Origin of the sequence: Limnohabitans sp., assembly GCF_044361645.1 — a bacterium.
Lineage (GTDB): Bacteria > Pseudomonadota > Gammaproteobacteria > Burkholderiales > Burkholderiaceae_C > Limnohabitans_A.
Window position 1 is genome coordinate 1 of sequence record NZ_JBIKIL010000082.1, and the last position, 16,657, is coordinate 16,657.

Sequence of the window (16,657 nt, forward strand, 5' to 3'; positions counted from 1 at the left end):
CCATCGGGGTGAAAAGGCACGCCGATCACCAGCGCGTCGGGCTGCCATTCTTGGATGCGCTTGGCGATGTGCGCAAAACGGGCGTCGCCCTCGGCGGCAATCGTGGCTTGCGGGGTGGCGGTTTTCATCCACCGGTTGCCCACGGCCACGCCGGTGCGCTTGAGGCCGAAGTCCAAAGCCAAAAAGCTCTGGTGGTGTGCAGGAACAGAAGGGGAAACGGGCGCGCAATTGACGGGTGCGCTGCTCATGCATGCCCCACATCGGGTGACAGCATCCAGCTTTTCAGGCCCAGCAAGTCCAAGGCGCGGTCGTAGCGCTCGGCCATGGGCACCTCAAAAATCACCTCGGCAGAGGCGGGCACGGTGAGCCAGGCGTTTTCGCCCAGCTCCGATTCGAGCTGCCCCTCGCCCCAAGACGCGTAACCCAAGGTGACCAACACCCGCCTGGGCCCCGCCCCAGAAGACAAGGCCTCCAGCACATCGCGCGAGGTGGTCATCTCCAGGCCACCGGGCATGCTCAAGGTGGAGGCATAGGCCGAGCCGTCTTGCTCAGGCTTGTCCAAGCTCATGGGGTCATGCAATACAAAACCGCGCTCGGTCTGCACCGGGCCGCCGTGGCCGACCGGGTTTTGCATCAAATCTTCACGCCGCAAGGGCAACTCGACCTTGTCAAACAACAAGCGCATGCTGATGTCAGAGGGTTTGTTGATGATCAGCCCCATGGCACCCCGCGCACTGTGTTCACACATGTAAATGACACTGCGGGCAAAAGTCTCATCTTCCAACCCGGGCATGGCGATCAGAAAGTGATGCTTGAGGTCGATGGAGGCACAATCGGTCATTTGGCGATTTTAGCGGTCTGGCCCAAACCCAAGAGCCGCCGTCGACGCGCTCAACCAGCCCTCACAGCCACAGGGCACCAAGTCCACAAAAACACCCACTGCCATGGCACCCTCTTTTTCTTGTGGCCTCGTTTGGCTGCGGCGCGACCTGCGTGTGAGCGACAACGCTGCCCTTTTTCATGCCCTGAAACACTGCCAGCGGGTGCATGTGGTGTTTGTGTTTGACACCGAGATTTTGGATGCCCTGCCCCGCGCCGACCGCCGGGTCGAGTTCATCCGCGAAGCCCTGGTCGAGGTGGACGCCGGTCTGCGCGCCATGTCAGGCCACCCTCAAGCCGGTCTGATCGTGCGCCACGGCGTGGCCAAAGACAAAATCGTCAAACTGGCCCAGCACCTGCAAGCCCAAGCCGTGTTTGCCAACCACGACGACGAGCCCCTGGCGCTGGCGCGCGACATCCAGGTGCGCGGCCACCTGGCCGACCATGGCATCGTGCTGCACAGCTTCAAGGATCATGTCGTCTTTGAGCGCAACGAGGTGCTGACCCAGATGAACAAGCCCTTCAGCGTGTTCACACCTTACAAAAACGCCTGGCTCAAGAAAATCACCGCCGAAGACCTGCAAGCCTTTGAGCTCGCCCCGCTGGGCCATCGCCTGGCCCCACGGCCCGACGACTTGGCGCACCCAGTGCCCAGCTTGGCCGACATCGGCTTTGAGCCCACCAAGCTGCAGGCCCTGAAAATCCCCACGGGCGAGTCGGGCGCGCAGGCCTTGCTGCAAGACTTTTTGACCCGCATCGACCTCTACGAAGACACGCGCAACTTCCCGGCCGTCAAAGGCCCCAGTTATTTGAGCGTGCATTTGCGCTTTGGCACCGTGTCGATCCGCCAGTTGGCGCGCGAGGCCCACCCGCGCATGCTGGCGGGCAGCGTGGGGGCCAGTGTGTGGCTGTCAGAGCTGATTTGGCGTGACTTTTACGTGCAGGTGCTGCACAACTTCGCGCATGTGGGCCAAGGCAAAAGCTTCAAACCCGACTACGACGCCATCCGCTGGGAACACGGCCCGCACGCCCACAAGCTGTTTGACGCTTGGTGCGAGGCGCGCACCGGCTACCCGCTGGTGGATGCGGCCATGCGCCAGATCAACCAGACCGGCTACATGCACAACCGCCTGCGCATGGTGGTGGCGAGCTTTTTGGTGAAAGATTTGGGCATCGACTGGCGCTGGGGCGAGAAGTACTTTGCCACCCACCTGAACGACTTTGATCTGTCGGCCAACAATGGCGGCTGGCAGTGGGCCAGCTCCAGCGGGTGTGACGCCCAGCCCTACTTTCGCATCTTCAACCCGATCAGCCAAAGCGAAAAGTTCGACCCCGAGGGCAAGTTCATTCGCCGTTATGTGCCCGAACTGGCCAGCCTGCCCACCCAAGACCTGCATGCCCCGTGGCTGGCCAAACCCCTGGAATTGCAAGCGGCAGGGGTGGTGATCGGCAAAACCTACCCGGCCCCCATCGTGGACCACGCCGAGGCCCGCGATAAAACGCTGGCCCGTTATGCGGTGGTCAAGAAAAGCGCTGCCTGATCAGATCGCGACCATCTCAAAGTCTTCTTTGCGGGCGGCGCATTCGGGGCAGGTCCAGTTCATGGGCACATCTGCCCATTTGGTGCCCGGGGCAATGCCGTGCTCAGGGTCACCCGTGGCCTCGTCGTAAATCCAGCCGCAAATCAAGCACATCCAAGTTTTGTGTTCCATCACCGTGTCGCAATCAGAGAGTCGAATAGAATGATTTGATTGTATCGGCGCATTCACCACGCCTTGCCAAAGGGTGTCATGGCCCTGACATTTGACCTTCAATGACCGACCACATTCCCGACATTTCCGGCCAGCTTTCCGACCCACCTGAGGATGAAGCTTCGGCCAGCTTGGCTTGTGTTCTGTCCTTCAATGCCAACGACCCCAGCGGCGCCGGGGGCCTGAGTTGCGACGCGGTGACCATGGCCTCGGTTGGCGCGCATTGCATGCCTGTCTGCACCGGGGCTTATGTGCGCGACACCAGCAGCATCACCGACTTTTTTGCCCTGGATGAAGAAGCCGTACACGACCAAGCCCGGGCCGTGGCCGAAGACGTGCCGGTGCAGGTCATCAAGGTCGGTTTTGTGGGCACACCCGAAGCCTTGGCCGTGATCGCCGAGCTGTCTGACGACTACGTGGGCGTGCCGGTGGTGGCCTACATGCCCAACCTGTCGTGGTGGGAAGAAGACAAGATCGACGCCTACCTCGATGCTTTTCGCGATTTGTTGCTGCCCCAGACCAGTGTGCTGGTGGGCCACCACAGCACGCTGCGCCGCTGGTTGCTGCCCGACTGGAGCAGCGAGCGCAAGCCCGGGCCCCGTGACATCGCCAAAGCCGCGGCCGAACTGGGCGTGCCTTACACCTTGGTGACCGGCCTGCCCTTGCCTGAGCAACACATTGACAACGTGCTGGCCTCGCCCGAAACCGTGCTGGGCCATGAAAAATTCGAACGCATCGAGGCGGTGTTTGCAGGCGCGGGCGACACGCTCACCGCCGCTTTGGCCGCCTTGCTGGCCACCGGCATGGACCTGCCCGAAGCCACCAGCGAGGCCCTGCACTATCTGGACCGATGCCTTGATGAAGGCTTTCGGCCCGGCATGGGCCAGGTCATTCCGGACCGCCTGTTTTGGGCGCTGCCCGAGGGCGAAGAAAGCGACGAGGAAGGCCCGGAAGTTCACCCCGGCGCCGATTATTTTGAAGTGCCTTTCAACGAAACCAAACACTGAAGCCGGAGACAAAAACCATGACCGACCGCAACCAAAGCCTGTTTGACCGCGCAGCCCAAGTGATCCCCGGTGGCGTCAACTCGCCTGTGCGCGCTTTTCGCGCCGTGGGCGGCACCCCCCGCTTTGTGCAGCGCGCCCAAGGCGCTTACTTTTGGGACGCCAACGGCCAAAAATACATCGATTACATCGGCTCTTGGGGGCCCATGATCCTGGGCCATGGCCACCCGGCGGTGCTTGAAGCGGTGCAAAAAGCCGCGCTCGACGGTTTTTCTTTTGGTGCCCCCACCGAGCGCGAGATCGAGTTGGCCGAAGAAATCTTGAAGCACGTGCCCTCCATGGACATGGTGCGCCTGGTCAGCTCGGGCACCGAAGCGGGCATGAGCGCGCTGCGCCTGGCCCGGGGTGCCACTGGCCGCAGCAAGTTCATCAAGTTTGAAGGCTGCTACCACGGCCATGCCGATGCACTGTTGGTCAAAGCCGGCTCGGGCCTGGCCACCTTTGGCAACCCCACCAGCGCAGGCGTGCCGCCCGAGGTGGTGCGCGACACCTTGGTGCTGGAGTACAACAACATCGCCGCCTTGGAAGAGGCTTTTGCCCTGCACGGCAAGGAATTGGCCTGCCTGATGATCGAGCCGATTGCAGGCAACATGAACTTTGTGCGCGCCAGCGTGCCCTTCATGCAACGCTGCCGCGAGCTGTGCACCGAATACGGCGCCTTGCTGGTGTTTGACGAAGTGATGTCGGGTTTCCGGGTGGCTCTGGGCAGCGCGCAAAGCGTGTACGCCAAAGCCATCCCCGGCTTCAAGCCCGACATGACGGTGCTGGGCAAAGTGATTGGCGGAGGCATGCCCTTGGCCGCGTTTGGCGGGCCGCGCGACATCATGCGCCAGTTGGCGCCCACCGGCCCGGTCTACCAAGCAGGCACCCTGAGCGGCAACCCGGTGGCCACCGCTTGCGGCTTGACCACGCTGCGCGAGATCGCCAAGCCCGGCTTTTTTGAAGCTCTGGGTGCACGCACCCAAAGCCTGGTCGATGGCCTGAGCGGCGCTGCTGCTGCGGCGGGCGTGCCTTTTGTGGGCGACTGCCAAGGCGGCATGTTTGGCTTTTTCTTGCTGCCCGAGCTGCCGCAAAACTACGCCAAAGTCATGACCAGCGACAGCCCCAAGTTCAACAAGCTGTTCCACGGTTTGCTGGACGGCGGTGTCTACATCGCCCCGGCCTTGTACGAGGCCGGTTTTGTCAGTGCAGCCCACACCGAAGCCGACATCGCCGAGACGGTGCGGGTCGCGGCTGGCGTGTTCAAGTCGCTCTGAGCCAGCCCTGGGTGACGCCATGAAACGCTGGGTTTGCCTGCTTGGCGTCAGCACAGCCGCACTGTCGGCCCAAGCCGAGTTCGATGCCAGCCGCCTGTGGGTCAATGCCGGGTTTTACTCGGCCCACTTTGACACCCACAAAGACTTGCGCAACGCCAACCCTGGCATCGGCGTGGAGTACCGCATCGACCCCAGCTGGTCAGCCACCGCCGGGCGCTTTCGCAACAGCAACAACGCCGACTCCAGCTATGTGGGTGCTTACTACCAGCCCTGGACTTATGCCGGCGTCAAATGGGGCGGGGTGGTCGGCGCCTTCAATGGCTACCCGAATGCGTTCAACGGCGGCTGGTTTCCGGCGCTCATCCCGACCGCCAGCTTGGAAGGCCAGCATTGGGGCTTGAACGTGGCCTTGGTGCCGCCCTTGAAAGACCGCTTGTATGGTGCGCTCAGCTTTCAGCTCAAGTACCGGTTTCGTTGACCAGGCACTGTCCGCGGCGAATTGGTGCAAACCGCAGGCCAACAGCCAGGCCGCCTCAAAAGACATGAATGCATAAAAATACGCAAGTTCACCGATCCAAGGCCAATGGCCCGCCCAAGCAAACCAGCGATAATCCGCCCCTGCATTGACGTCCGGCCCGGGCGATTGCCCCGCCACCGAGAACCTCCATGAAAAAGAACTTCCCCCTGCAAGCCGAAGGCAAGCACCCCGACCGCGTGCTGGAAGCCGTCAAACACGAGATCCGCAAATACTTCAAGCGCGAGCGCAAGCGCGACGTGCCCAAGGGCGTGGACTTTTGGGACTTTGACTGCAAAGTCGGCCTCGGTGCCGACACCGCCCAAGGGGTGCGCGTGAGCGCCGTGATCGAAGCCGTGGACGCCGCTGCAAAAGCGGGCGCGACTTCGGTGTATGTGGAGATTTTGAGCAAGCACGGCACGCGGGTGCTCAAAGCCAAAGACGACGACGAAGAGGCGCAGCAAGACGCTCAGAGTTGAATAAAAAGTTCCATTTCAGGGTCTATGGTGGGACCGGCCTTGTACCGCATCAGCATCCTCCTGTGCGATTCGCGAAAAGCCGCAGAAATGGAGTTCACGGCAAAGTGGCGTTCGATGAATTGACTTTCACCCCACATTGGAAGGCCAGTGAAAGGGCGTCACTTCTTGGGCATCGCAAAATCGGCCGATTCAACCTGAATCCGGCAGTTGGGCGCGGCCGAGGGGCTGGCGAAGCAGGTCTCTGGCTAGGCGCGAGTGCCCCCCGGACTGCCTGTCCGGGAGGTGCGAGCAACAACGCCAGAGGCCTGAAGCGGCAGACCTGCGGCCGTGCAGCGCTTTCACCCATGAGGTGAAGGTGGTCGTGTGCGCAAGTGTTTGATTCATCAAGTTTTGAAGCGCAAGCAAGCGGCCAACTGCCGGGTTGAGGTTCAACGCAGGAGGATTCAGGGGCGACCTGCAATCTTGGCTGTTGTTGCTTCAGGCGGTGGGGCCCAAGACCAGCGCGCCAGCCTGTCCATACGGCAGCACCTGCACACCGCTTCGATCTTGTCGCTCAGCCCCGCCGTAGATCAGATGCTGGCTTTTCACACGATCGCCCAGCAAAGTGCTCACGGTGCGCAAATTTTTAAACAGGGGCGTGGACACCGTTTGTGATGCCTTGATCTCGACCAACTCAAGCCCATCGGCATGGTCCAGCAGCAAGTCAATTTCCAGACCGTTGCTGTCGCGAAAGAAATACAAAGGATCGCGCAAACCTTGGTTGCGCAAAGACTTGAGCACCTCCAGCACCACCAGGTTTTCAAACAAGGCACCCCGCAAAGGGTGGTGCTGCAGCTGCTCGACCGTCTTGATGCCGAGCAACCAGCAGGCGAGCCCCACATCGTAGAAATAAATCTTGGGACTCTTCACCAAACGCTTGCCAATCTTGACGCTCCAGGGTGCCAAACTGAACACCAGAAAAGACGCCTCAAGAATACTCAGCCATTGCGTGATGGTGTTGCTGCTGACGCCCACCTCGTTGCCCAAGCTGGTCTGGTTGAGCAGCTGCCCCGTGCGTCCTGCCAGCAACCGCACACATTGGCCAAACTCGCGCAAATGCCTGAGGTTGATGAGCTGACGCACATCGCGCTCGACATAGGTGGCAAAGTAATCGGACAGCATCACCTCGGGTGGCAGGTCTTGCGCATGGATGCGGGGATAACCGCCTTGCAGCATCAAGCCATTCACATCGGCGGGTTTGCCGGTTGACAAGTCGTTTGCTTTTGCCAATTCGGACAAGCTCAAAGGCAAGAGGTCCAAAACAGCCGTCCGCCCCGCCAGTGACTGCGTGATTTGCGCACTCACTTGCAGCTGGTGGCTGCCTGTCAACACAAAGCGCCCTTTGCGCGGATCGGCATCGGTCAACACCTGAATCCAGGACAACAGTGAGGGTACGTTCTGGATTTCATCCAGCACGGCACCATCCGGAAACTGCGCCAAAAACGCCTTGGGGTCCTGCTGTGCGAACTCCCGTACATCGGGTTGCTCCAGATTGACATAGGACTTGTCCGGAAAAGCCATCTGGCACAAGGTGGTTTTGCCCGCCTGACGTGGCCCCAGCACCGTCACCACCGGGTAAAGCGTGGCCCGCTGGAGCAGCACATTCAAGGCTTGGCGTTGTATATTTATCATGTAAATTTTAACTTGAAGTTAATTTTTACATGAATTTAAGACATATAAGCCTTGAAGTCAATCACTCCACCGTCACGCTTTTAGCCAAATTTCTTGGTTTGTCCACATCCGTCCCCCTTGCACACGCCGTGTGGTAACTCAGCAGCTGCAAGGGCACCACGTGCAAGATGGGTGAGAGCACACCGTAGTGCTCGGGCATGCGGATGACGTTCACGCCTTCGCTGCTTTCGATCTTCGTGTCGCCGTCGGCCAGTACATAGAGCACGCCGCCGCGAGCCCGCACTTCTTGCATATTGCTTTTGAGCTTTTCGAGCAACTGGTCGTTGGGCGCCACGGTGACCACCGGCATGGCGCTGGTCACCAGGGCCAAGGGGCCGTGTTTGAGTTCGCCTGCGGCATAGGCTTCGGCGTGGATGTAGGTGATTTCTTTGAGCTTGAGCGCGCCTTCGAGGGCGATGGGGTAGTGCGTGCCCCGGCCCAAGAACAGCGCGTTTTCTTTGCTGGCAAATTCTTCGGCCCAGGCGATGATTTGCGGCTCCAGCGCCAGCACGGCTTGCAGCGCGGCGGGCAGGTGGCGCATGGCTTTGATGTGTGCGGCTTCTTCTTCGTCTGACAAGCGGCCTTTGGTCTGTGCCAAGGCCAGCGTGAGCAAAAACAAGCCCGCCAGCTGCGTGGTGAAGGCCTTGGTCGACGCCACACCGATCTCGACCCCCGCACGGGTGACGTAGGCATGTTTGCACTCGCGCACCATGGCGCTGGTGGCCACGTTGCAAATGGTCAGCGTGTGCGTCATGCCAAGGCTTTGGGCGTGGCGCAGCGCGGCCAGGGTGTCGGCGGTCTCGCCGCTTTGGGTGATGGTGACGATCAGCGTGTTGGGGTTGGGCACCGATTCGCGGTAGCGGTATTCGCTGGCGATCTCCACTTGGCAGGGCACTTTGGCGATGGCTTCTATCCAGTACTTGGCCACGCAGCCGCTGTAGTAGCTGGTGCCGCAGGCCAGGATCAGTACGCTGTCAATCGCCTTGAAGGTGCTGTAGGCCCCGTCGCCAAACAGCTCGGGCGTGATGCCCTCCACGCCTTCGAGCGTGTCGGCAATGGCGCGGGGCTGCTCGAAGATTTCCTTTTGCATGTAGTGGCGGTACGGCCCCAGCTCGGCCGCGCCGCTGTGCGCATGCACGGTTTTGACGGCGCGGGTCACGGCCTTGTGGTCGCGGTCCACCACCCAGTATTTGCCCAGCTGGATGTCGACCACGTCGCCTTCTTCCAGGTACACGATTTGGTCGGTCACGCCAGCCAAAGCCATCGCGTCGCTGGCCAAAAAGCTTTCGCCATGGCCCACACCCAGAATCAGCGGCGAACCGGCACGCGCGCCGATCACCCGCTGCGGCTCGTCTTTGTGGAACACGGCAATGGCGTAGGCCCCGTGCAGTTGGCGGATGGCGGTTTTGACGGCTTCAAAAATGTCGCCGTCGTACACGCTGTCCACCAGGTGCGCGATGACCTCGGTGTCGGTCTGGCTCAAAAACACATAGCCCTTGGCCTGCAGGGCGGCGCGCAGTTCTTCGTGGTTTTCGATGATGCCGTTGTGCACCAGCGCCACCTTGCCGGGCTTGGTGTCGGCTGCGCCCGTGCCGTGGCTGAAATGCGGGTGCGCGTTGTGCACCGCCGGTGCGCCGTGGGTGGCCCAACGCGTGTGGGCGATGCCGGTGCCGCCTTCGATGTGCTCGGCTGTGACCTGGTCCATGAGCTCGGCCACACGCGCGGTGCTGCGGGCGCGCTGCAGCCCGCCTTTTGGCCCGTTCGCGCCGTTCAGGCTGGCCGCGTGCACCGCCACGCCGCACGAGTCATAGCCACGGTATTCCAGGCGCTGCAGGCCCTGCACGAGGATGGGAACGATGTTGCGGGAAGAAACGGCGCCGACGATGCCACACATGTTGAAGCTCCTGAATGGGGTGTTTGGATCAAACTGGAACGATGTTAGGCTTTAACATAAGAAATTTCAGTTCAATATTTACAACCGATTTGATTTTAATTTCATTAAAATTTACAATTGAAACAATATTAAAAAAACTGCACATATATGGAACAATATTTACTCGACACCATAGACCTGCAACTGCTGGACGCCCTGCAGCGCGACGCCAGCATCAGCAATGTGGCGCTGGCCGAGCGGGTAAACGTCTCGCCGCCCACCTGCCTGCGCCGTGTCAAAAGGCTGACCGATGGCGGCTGGATCGAGCGGCAAGTGGCGGTGCTGAGCAGCGACAAACTGGCCGCCAGCCTGGGCCACGGCCTGAACGCCTTGGTCGAGGTGTCGCTGGACCGCCAAGGCAGCGAACACCTCGACGCCTTCGAAGCCCGCGCCGTGGCGCACGACGCGGTGCAGCAGTGCTGGCGCGTGTCACCCGGCCCCGACTTCATGCTGGTGGTGCAGGCCCGCGATATGCCGCACTACCTGGCCATCAGCCAGGCCCTGTTCACCCAAGACGCCAATGTGCGCAACTTGAAAGCGTTTTTTGCGACCAAGCGCGCCAAGTTCACCACGACCTGGCCGGTGTTGGCCCGCGACTAAAGCCCCAAGGCTTCCAGTGCCTGATGGACCGACACCACGTGCAGTCCTTGCACGGGGGGCGCTTCCAACACATCCTTGTCGCCACTGACCAAGTAGTCGGCTTGGGCCTTCAGTGCAGCTTCAATGAAGTGGTCGTCATCGCGATCACGGCAATACCGCCCAGGCTCTCCCGCTTCCACCCAAACCGCACAGGCACTGAAGTCGCGCAACAAACGCTCGCGGTCTTCCAAAGAGATGTACCTGTCAAATTTGGGTCGGTAAATCCGCGTGCGCAGTTCATCAAACGTCGCTTGAGAAAACACCAATCGGTGCCGAGCCAATGCACACAACACCAGCTTGGCGGGGGCGCCTTGCGAAGTCAATGCGGCGCTGATCAGGATGTTGGTGTCAATGACCAGCTTAAGACTCGTCACGCAACAAGTCTTCCAGCTGCTCAGGGGTCAGGCCCGCACGTTCAGCCTTGGCGGCCGTGTCCACCAAGGTGTGCTGCAGGCGGTTGGCGTAAAACTCGCGCATGGCTTCGTAATCGTGCGCCGAAACCATCACGCCGACCACACGGTCACGGCGCATGACGCGCACAGGCTCACGTTGCGCCAGATCGATGAAATGGCCGAACTGGGTTTTGGCTTCGTTGGCGGTCAGGGTTTGCATGGCCTCAATATAGCACAAAACGACTGAATCGTTCGATTGGATCGAAATCTCACAGCTTGCGCCTTGAGCACACAGCTGTGAAAGAATCCACAGGCAAGCCGGGCGTGCACAGCTTCGGCAAGCCCACACAAGGAAAACTGGCATGAATGTGATCATCATCACGGGCGCATCGGAAGGCATTGGGGCCGAAATGGCCACGCAGCTGGCCCGCACAAAAGCGGCCTCCGTGGCGCTGGTGCTGGCCGCCCGCCAGGCGGCCAAATTGGAAGCGGTGGCGGCAGCCTGTCGCCAGCACGGGGCGCAGGTGCTGTGTGTGCCCACCGACGTCAGCGTGCGCGCAGACTGCGAAGCCCTGATCGCACAGACCGTGCAGCAGTTTGGCCGAATCGACACGCTGATCAACAACGCCGGTCTGTCTGCACACGCGCTGCTGCAAGATGTAGCGGCAGCCCATTTGGGCTGGTACGAAGAGGTGATGCGGGTCAACCTGTGGGGCACCATCTGGTGCACGCATGCCGCGCTGCCGTACATCAAAGCCTCACGAGGCCGCATCGTGGCGGTCTCGTCCTTGGCGGGCTTGGTGGGTGTGCCGGGTCGCACGGCTTACTGCACCAGCAAATTTGCGATGAATGGCTTCATGGAAGCCCTGCGCACCGAATTGCTGAGCGATGGGGTGTCGGTGACGATTGCCTACCCCGGCGTGGTGGCCACCGACATCCGCCGCCGTGGCTTCAATGCCCTGGGCCAGCCGGCAGGCTCGAGCGGTCTGAGCGAAGACAAGGCCATGCCCGTCGAGGTGTGTGCGCAAAAAATCTTGCAAGGCACCGAACGACGCCAGCGCGACGTGCTCATGAGCCCGACCGGGCATGTGGGCCGCTGGCTCAGGCTGATCGCCCCCAGTTGGGTGGACCGCATGGCCTGGGCTGCCCTGAAAAAGTCCGACACACAGCGCTGAACCGGCCGCTGAACCGGCCGCTGAACACGCCGCTGAACACGCCGCTGATCGGGCAAGCTCAGGCTTTGGGCTGCTTCTTGGGCCGTGCCCAGTTCGCGATGCTGACCTGCTTGCCGCGCGCCACGCTCAGGCTACCGGGTTCGGTGCTTTTGGTGATGGTGGAGCCGCCGCCCACGGTGCCGCCCGCGCCAATCGTCACTGGGGCCACCAAGACGCAGTTGCTGCCAATGTGCACATCGGCCTCGATCACGGTGCGGTGCTTGTTGGCGCCGTCGTAGTTGGCGGTGATGCTGCCCGCCCCGTAGTTGACACGCTCGCCCACCGTGGCGTCGCCCAAGTAGGCCAGGTGGTTGGCTTTTGAGCCCTTGGCCATGGTTGAATTTTTCACCTCGACAAAGTTGCCGATGTGCACCTCGGCCCCCAACTGTGCGCCGGGACGCAGGCGGGCAAAGGGGCCAATGAGGGCGCCCTCGCCCACGCTCACCCCCAGCTTTTCGCCGTCGATGTGGGTGAAGGGGTGGATCACCGCACCCGCCGCGATGCTGCAGTTGGCGATCACGCAGTTCGCGCCGACTTTCACGCCCTCGCCCAAAGACACCTTGCCTTCAAAAATGCAGTTCACGTCGATCTCGACGTCTTGCGCACAATCGAGCTGGCCGCGCAGGTCAAAGCGGGCCGGGTCTGTCAGGCGCACGCCTTGCGCCATCAGGCGGTGCGCCTGGCGCAGTTGGTGGGCGCGCTCCAGCTCGGCCAGTTGCACCGGGCTGTTCACGCCCGCCACCTGCACCGGGTCGCCGATGGTGTGGGCCACCACGGCCACGCCGTCGGCCACGGCCAGCTTGACCACATCGGTCAGGTAGTACTCGTTTTGGGCGTTGCGGTTGTCGATGCGCCCCAGCCAGCTTTTGAGCAGGCGGGCGGGCACGGCCATGATGCCGCTGTAGACCTCGTTGATCAGGCGCTGCGCGTCGGTCGCGTCTTTTTGTTCCACGATGGCTTGCACCGCGTCTCCTTGGCGCACGATGCGACCATAGCCCGAGGGGTCGGGCAGGCGAATGGTCAACAGCGCCAGCTTGTCGCCGCCGCACTGCGCGATCAGGGCCTGCAAGGTGTCGGCCTCGGTCAGCGGCACATCGCCCGACAAGATCACCACCACCCCATCGTCGGGCAGCACGGGCACGGCCTGCTGCACGGCGTGGCCGGTGCCCAGTTGCGGCTCTTGGCGCACGCATTGCACGGCCAGTGCCTGGCCCGGGGCCAGCACCCAAGGCTCGACCTGCTCGGCCCCGTGGCCGGTGATGACCACCGCCGAGCGGGCGTTCAGTTGCGCCGCTGTGTTCAACACATGCTGCACCAGCGGCACACCCGCCAAGCGCTGCAGCACTTTGGGCAGGCGGCTTTTCATGCGGGTGCCTTTGCCGGCGGCCATGATGACAACTTCAATGGGGTGTGGGTTTTTCAAACGCATGGACTTCTTTCGCAGTTTCAGTTCGGGTTGACGCTTACAGCACACGCCCTTGAATGAGCAAGCCATTATCGCCAGACCCCATGGGCCCCATCAGGTGCATGACCATGGCCATGGCTGTGAGCGCGCACTTGAGCGCGCACTTGAGCGGGCACTTGAGCGCGCGCGCCGTCGGTCATTCACATTGGTGGACAATGCCCGTTTTGGTCTAATCTGCCAATTCAGGGCCCCCACAGCACCCTACAGCCCCAAGCCGCCCCACCCCACAGCGCACAACCGACAGAGCATTGGATGAGATCACCCTTATTGAAGACCTTGAAAACGTGTTGGCCCGTCAAAACCTGTTGGCCCGTCTTCTGCCTTTTGCTGGCCGGTTGCGGCGTGGGCTCGCCCGAAGTGTCTTTGCAAGCCTCGCAAGAAGAGATTTGCAGCAAAAGCTGGACTTGGGCCAACCCATCGGGTCAGGGCGCACAAAGCTCCAGCGCAATCAACATCGCGCCCACCGCCTCTGTCAGGTGGGAGCTGCAAAACTGCACCATTCAACGACCCACCCGCGCTCAGTTGGTCGTGTGCATTGACCACAGCCAACCCTCAGAGCTCGAGCTCGCGCTTTACCGGGGTGCCAACGCCCAGGCCATCAAGCTGTCACCCCAGAGCCAAGCCAGCCCATCTGGCACCTGCGAGAGTGGTTCAAGCGGCACCCCTTGGACTTACGCCATCGACAATCCTTATGTCGGCTCGTCTGACACCCAGCAAAGCTGGCGGCTGGAAGTGATCGACACGGTGGACAACCAGAACGTGGGCACTTTGGTGGGTTGGTCTTTTGAATTGAAAGGCTTCAATTGATGCGCAGCTGCTTGCTCCTGTTCAGTCTGCTGTTGCTGCAGGCCTGCAGCACCATCAAGCTTGGCTACCAACAACTGCCCACGCTGTCTTATTGGTGGCTGGACAGCACCGTGTCTTTCAGCGGCACGCAGTCCGACCAAGCCAAAACGGCGATCAACCAGCTTTACCAATGGCACCGCCGCGAAGCCTTGCCCGTTTATGCCAAATTGATGCAAGACACCCAGCAGCTCAGTGCCGGACCCGTGCAAGCCGATCAGTTGTGCAAGGTGCTCACCGAGGCGCAAAACCAGCTCGACTTGCTGATGCGCCAAGCCGTGGTCTTAGCCGCTCCTGTGGCCATGGCTTTGGGGCCTCGGCAGCTGAGCCACATGGCCAAGCATTGGGACAGCAAAAACGAAGCGTGGGAAAAAGAATGGCTGCAAGGCGACTCCAGCGAGCGCTTGGCTCGGCGCCTGGACAAAACCCTGAGCCGCTACAGCTCTTTTTATGGCGAACTGAACGCAGAGCAGACCGACTTGATCAAAACCCAGCTCAGCCAATCGCCTTGGCGTGCAGAGTCGGGGCGGCGCGACCGGCAACGGCGACAACAAGATTTGCTGGCGGCCTTGCAACGCATTCAACAAAACCAATTGACGCAAGCCCAAACCGAGGCCCAGCTGTGGGGCGTTTGGGAACGCTGGCTGCAAGCACCCGACGCGGTGCAGCAAAACGTGGTCCAAAGTCTGAGCCAGCGCACTTGCGAAAACCTGGCCCAGTTGCACAACACCAGCACACCCGAGCAGCGCCTGCGCGCATCCAGGCGCTTGCGGGCCTATGAACGGGACTTGCTGGAACTCATTCGCCCCTGACAACACCGCGCTGCAGTGACTGCCCCCATGGCGCTTGGGGCGTCAGCTGGGGTTCAAGATGCATGCTTGCAGCCCCATCAAGCTGCGCGCTCTGAGCTGCGCAGATTTGCTGTCGTCGCGGGCATTTTCTTGTCATCCCGGGCAGGGCCAGATCAACAAGTCAGGCCCATGCCAGCCTGCACAAGCAGGGGTCAAGCCTGCAGCGCTTGCCACATTTCCATGTCGCGCTCGGCGGTCCAGATGCGCGGGTTTTTGATGCCGCTGGCCTCGTCGTAGGCGCGGGTCACGTCAAAGGGCAGGCAGTGCTCATAAATGAACACATGGCCAAAGACAGGGTCCATGCTCTTGCGGGTGTGGGCCATGGCCGCTTTCAGGTCCATCTTGGCGGCCACGGCTTCCTTGCCGGCCTGGAACAAGGTGGTGACCCAGCGCTGGGTGTAGTCCAGCGCCTTGTTCACGTTGGCGTTGCCCTTCATGGCTTCGCCCCGGCCGGGCACGATGAACTCGGCCTTCAGATCGCGCAGGGCTTCCAGCGTGGCGGGCCACTCTTCAAGCTGGGCGTCACCGGTGTACACACCGGCTTCGTACTCGACCAAATCGCCCGAAAACAGCACTTTTTCTGCTTCCACCCAAGCGATGGTGTCGCCACGCGTATGGCCTGGACCGGGGTGCCAAATTTGCACCACCACACCGCCCAAGTTGATGCTCAGCTTGCCGGGCACTTCGCCTTTTGTGGGGTTGCCGCCGCCCACCACCAGGGTCGGCCAGGTCAGGCCGGGGATGCTGTCAGCCCCCCGAAACAGACGCGGAAAACGCTCCATCTCGCTTTGCATGTCTTGCGCACCGCGCTCTTGGATCAGGCCCAAGGTGCCCTCGCTGGCGATGATCTCGGTCGCGCCTTCGGCGGCATAAGCGTAAGCGCCCAGCACACGCACCGCGTGGTAGTGGGTCAGCAGCACGTATTTGATGGGCAAGTCGCTGACGGTGCGGATTTTCTTGATAAGGTCTTGCGCCATGGCGGGTGTGGCGGTGGCGTCGCTGACCATGATGAAACGGTCCCCGATGATCACGCCCGAGTTCGGGTCACCCTCGGCGGTGTAAGCCCAGCAGTGCGCGCTGAGTTGCTCGAAGGTGATCTTTTTTTCAGTCAAGTCGGCCTGGCTGGCGAAGGCTTTGGCGGGGGCTTTGGCGGGGGCCGTGGTGGATGCTTTGGTGGGGGCTTTGGACATGGGAATGGCTCCGGTCTGTGGAAACTGGATTTTACCTAAACGAAATGCATTACGGATAGTTAAATTCCAACCCCAACCCCAACCCCAACCCCAACCCCAACCCCCAACCCCCAACCCCCAACCCCCAACCCCCAACCCCCAACCCTCAACGCTGAACCTCGTAAAATTACGTTTAGGTAAATTGATTTATCAATGGTAAATTACGGCCTGGGCACCGCAGGGTGCTTTTTGACCATTCTGGAGCTCGCACATGGGTGCTTACGTCAACCCGATTTATCCGTACAAGTCGCCTGCCGACCTGATGGCCACGCCGCCGCAGCGCAAACCCTTGATCGTCATTGGCGCGGGGCCTGTGGGCTTGGCTGCAGCCATTGATGCCCGTTTACAGGGGCTTGAGGTGCTGGTGCTCGACGACGACAAGACCGTGTCGGTCGGCTCGCGGGCGGTGTGCTACGCCAAGCGATCGCTGGAAATTCT

At 61.3% G+C, this 16,657-nt stretch carries 19 protein-coding genes; 10 read left to right on the forward strand and 9 right to left on the reverse strand.

Features of this window, described 5'->3' with window-relative positions; genetic code table 11:
* Positions 1 to 248 (reverse strand): Holliday junction resolvase RuvX (gene ruvX / locus ACIQ39_RS12965; protein ID WP_396435021.1); only part of this gene is annotated, 248 nt, incomplete at its 3' end.
* Complete coding sequence (locus ACIQ39_RS12970) at positions 245 to 841, reverse strand: YqgE/AlgH family protein (protein ID WP_396435022.1); 597 nt, start codon at positions 839 to 841, stop codon at positions 245 to 247. The genes ACIQ39_RS12970 and ruvX, both read right to left, overlap by 4 nt.
* 103 nt (positions 842 to 944) lie before the next feature.
* On the opposite strand from ACIQ39_RS12970, the gene ACIQ39_RS12975 reads away from it, so the two are divergent.
* Positions 945 to 2,420 carry a cryptochrome/photolyase family protein gene (locus ACIQ39_RS12975; protein ID WP_396435023.1) on the forward strand — a complete coding sequence of 492 codons (1,476 nt, stop codon included), beginning with the start codon at positions 945 to 947 and terminating at the stop codon, positions 2,418 to 2,420.
* Here the strand turns inward: ACIQ39_RS12975 and ACIQ39_RS12980 are convergent, their stop codons facing one another.
* Positions 2,421 to 2,591 (reverse strand): rubredoxin, encoded by a 171-nt coding sequence (locus ACIQ39_RS12980; RefSeq protein WP_396435024.1) that lies wholly within the window; start codon positions 2,589 to 2,591, stop codon positions 2,421 to 2,423.
* 101 nt (positions 2,592 to 2,692) lie between these two features.
* On the opposite strand from ACIQ39_RS12980, the gene ACIQ39_RS12985 reads away from it, so the two are divergent.
* From ACIQ39_RS12985 to ACIQ39_RS13000, 4 genes are all read left to right on the forward strand, one after another.
* Positions 2,693 to 3,637 carry a hydroxymethylpyrimidine/phosphomethylpyrimidine kinase gene (locus ACIQ39_RS12985; RefSeq protein WP_396435025.1) on the forward strand — a complete coding sequence of 315 codons (945 nt, stop codon included), beginning with the start codon at positions 2,693 to 2,695 and terminating at the stop codon, positions 3,635 to 3,637.
* 17 nt (positions 3,638 to 3,654) lie between these two features.
* Complete coding sequence (hemL, locus tag ACIQ39_RS12990; protein WP_396435026.1) at positions 3,655 to 4,950, forward strand: glutamate-1-semialdehyde 2,1-aminomutase; 1,296 nt, start codon at positions 3,655 to 3,657, stop codon at positions 4,948 to 4,950.
* Positions 4,951 to 4,969: 19 nt separating this feature from the next.
* Positions 4,970 to 5,428, forward strand: a complete 459-nt coding sequence (locus ACIQ39_RS12995; RefSeq protein ID WP_396435027.1) for a hypothetical protein — start codon at positions 4,970 to 4,972, stop codon at positions 5,426 to 5,428.
* Between the two features lie 188 nt (positions 5,429 to 5,616).
* Positions 5,617 to 5,943: a DUF6172 family protein gene (locus tag ACIQ39_RS13000; RefSeq protein WP_396435028.1), complete on the forward strand. Its 327-nt coding sequence runs from the start codon at positions 5,617 to 5,619 to the stop codon at positions 5,941 to 5,943.
* 477 nt (positions 5,944 to 6,420) lie between these two features.
* On the opposite strand, the gene ACIQ39_RS13005 is transcribed toward ACIQ39_RS13000, so the two are convergent.
* Complete coding sequence (locus ACIQ39_RS13005; protein WP_396435029.1) at positions 6,421 to 7,614, reverse strand: ATP-binding protein; 1,194 nt, start codon at positions 7,612 to 7,614, stop codon at positions 6,421 to 6,423.
* A gap of 61 nt (positions 7,615 to 7,675) precedes the next feature.
* On the reverse strand, positions 7,676 to 9,547 hold the full coding sequence (glmS, locus tag ACIQ39_RS13010; RefSeq protein WP_396435030.1) for a glutamine--fructose-6-phosphate transaminase (isomerizing): 1,872 nt from the start codon (positions 9,545 to 9,547) through the stop codon (positions 7,676 to 7,678).
* Positions 9,548 to 9,694: 147 nt separating this feature from the next.
* Between glmS and ACIQ39_RS13015 the strand changes: the two genes are divergently transcribed.
* The gene (locus ACIQ39_RS13015) at positions 9,695 to 10,186 is read left to right on the forward strand and encodes an Lrp/AsnC family transcriptional regulator (protein ID WP_396435031.1); all 492 of its coding nucleotides are present in this window, start codon (positions 9,695 to 9,697) and stop codon (positions 10,184 to 10,186) included.
* Here ACIQ39_RS13015 and ACIQ39_RS13020 read toward each other — a convergent pair.
* Both ACIQ39_RS13020 and ACIQ39_RS13025 read right to left on the reverse strand, forming a co-directional pair.
* Entirely contained in the window at positions 10,183 to 10,599 is a 417-nt protein-coding gene (locus ACIQ39_RS13020) for a putative toxin-antitoxin system toxin component, PIN family (RefSeq protein WP_396435032.1), read from the reverse strand. The genes ACIQ39_RS13015 and ACIQ39_RS13020 overlap by 4 nt on opposite strands.
* Entirely contained in the window at positions 10,586 to 10,837 is a 252-nt protein-coding gene (locus ACIQ39_RS13025) for a type II toxin-antitoxin system Phd/YefM family antitoxin (RefSeq protein WP_396435033.1), read from the reverse strand. Before ACIQ39_RS13025 ends, ACIQ39_RS13020 begins: the two co-directional genes overlap by 14 nt.
* 142 nt (positions 10,838 to 10,979) lie before the next feature.
* Here ACIQ39_RS13025 and ACIQ39_RS13030 point away from each other — a divergent pair, with 142 nt between their 5' ends.
* Positions 10,980 to 11,792 (forward strand): SDR family oxidoreductase, encoded by an 813-nt coding sequence (locus ACIQ39_RS13030; protein ID WP_396435034.1) that lies wholly within the window; start codon positions 10,980 to 10,982, stop codon positions 11,790 to 11,792.
* 58 nt (positions 11,793 to 11,850) lie between these two features.
* On the opposite strand, the gene glmU is transcribed toward ACIQ39_RS13030, so the two are convergent.
* Positions 11,851 to 13,260, reverse strand: a complete 1,410-nt coding sequence (gene glmU, locus ACIQ39_RS13035) for a bifunctional UDP-N-acetylglucosamine diphosphorylase/glucosamine-1-phosphate N-acetyltransferase GlmU (RefSeq protein ID WP_396435035.1) — start codon at positions 13,258 to 13,260, stop codon at positions 11,851 to 11,853.
* Positions 13,261 to 13,620: 360 nt separating this feature from the next.
* On the opposite strand from glmU, the gene ACIQ39_RS13040 reads away from it, so the two are divergent.
* Positions 13,621 to 14,103: a hypothetical protein gene (locus ACIQ39_RS13040; protein ID WP_396435036.1), complete on the forward strand. Its 483-nt coding sequence runs from the start codon at positions 13,621 to 13,623 to the stop codon at positions 14,101 to 14,103.
* Positions 14,103 to 14,951, forward strand: coding sequence for a DUF6279 family lipoprotein (locus tag ACIQ39_RS13045; protein WP_396435037.1), 849 nt, complete (start codon positions 14,103 to 14,105; stop codon positions 14,949 to 14,951). Before ACIQ39_RS13040 ends, ACIQ39_RS13045 begins: the two co-directional genes overlap by 1 nt.
* 191 nt (positions 14,952 to 15,142) lie before the next feature.
* Here the strand turns inward: ACIQ39_RS13045 and ACIQ39_RS13050 are convergent, their stop codons facing one another.
* Entirely contained in the window at positions 15,143 to 16,180 is a 1,038-nt protein-coding gene (locus ACIQ39_RS13050; RefSeq protein WP_396435038.1) for an MBL fold metallo-hydrolase, read from the reverse strand.
* Between the two features lie 250 nt (positions 16,181 to 16,430).
* Between ACIQ39_RS13050 and ACIQ39_RS13055 the strand changes: the two genes are divergently transcribed.
* Positions 16,431 to 16,657, forward strand: a 227-nt coding sequence (locus ACIQ39_RS13055; protein WP_396435039.1) for an FAD-dependent monooxygenase, incomplete at its 3' end; no start/stop codon positions are given.

Bases quoted from the DNA above. Each gene is read 5' to 3' on its own strand.
- ACIQ39_RS12970 (WP_396435022.1), bottom strand. From the start codon at position 841: ATGACCGATTGTGCCTCCATCGACCTCAAGCATCACTTTCTGATCGCC.
- ACIQ39_RS12975 (WP_396435023.1), top strand. From the start codon at position 945: ATGGCACCCTCTTTTTCTTGTGGCCTCGTTTGGCTGCGGCGCGACCTG.
- ACIQ39_RS12980 (WP_396435024.1), bottom strand. From the start codon at position 2,591: ATGGAACACAAAACTTGGATGTGCTTGATTTGCGGCTGGATTTACGAC.
- ACIQ39_RS12985 (WP_396435025.1), top strand. From the start codon at position 2,693: ATGACCGACCACATTCCCGACATTTCCGGCCAGCTTTCCGACCCACCT.
- hemL (WP_396435026.1), top strand. From the start codon at position 3,655: ATGACCGACCGCAACCAAAGCCTGTTTGACCGCGCAGCCCAAGTGATC.
- ACIQ39_RS12995 (WP_396435027.1), top strand. From the start codon at position 4,970: ATGAAACGCTGGGTTTGCCTGCTTGGCGTCAGCACAGCCGCACTGTCG.
- ACIQ39_RS13000 (WP_396435028.1), top strand. From the start codon at position 5,617: ATGAAAAAGAACTTCCCCCTGCAAGCCGAAGGCAAGCACCCCGACCGC.
- ACIQ39_RS13005 (WP_396435029.1), bottom strand. From the start codon at position 7,614: ATGATAAATATACAACGCCAAGCCTTGAATGTGCTGCTCCAGCGGGCC.
- glmS (WP_396435030.1), bottom strand. From the start codon at position 9,547: ATGTGTGGCATCGTCGGCGCCGTTTCTTCCCGCAACATCGTTCCCATC.
- ACIQ39_RS13015 (WP_396435031.1), top strand. From the start codon at position 9,695: ATGGAACAATATTTACTCGACACCATAGACCTGCAACTGCTGGACGCC.
- ACIQ39_RS13025 (WP_396435033.1), bottom strand. From the start codon at position 10,837: ATGCAAACCCTGACCGCCAACGAAGCCAAAACCCAGTTCGGCCATTTC.
- ACIQ39_RS13030 (WP_396435034.1), top strand. From the start codon at position 10,980: ATGAATGTGATCATCATCACGGGCGCATCGGAAGGCATTGGGGCCGAA.
- glmU (WP_396435035.1), bottom strand. From the start codon at position 13,260: ATGCGTTTGAAAAACCCACACCCCATTGAAGTTGTCATCATGGCCGCC.
- ACIQ39_RS13045 (WP_396435037.1), top strand. From the start codon at position 14,103: ATGCGCAGCTGCTTGCTCCTGTTCAGTCTGCTGTTGCTGCAGGCCTGC.
- ACIQ39_RS13050 (WP_396435038.1), bottom strand. From the start codon at position 16,180: ATGTCCAAAGCCCCCACCAAAGCATCCACCACGGCCCCCGCCAAAGCC.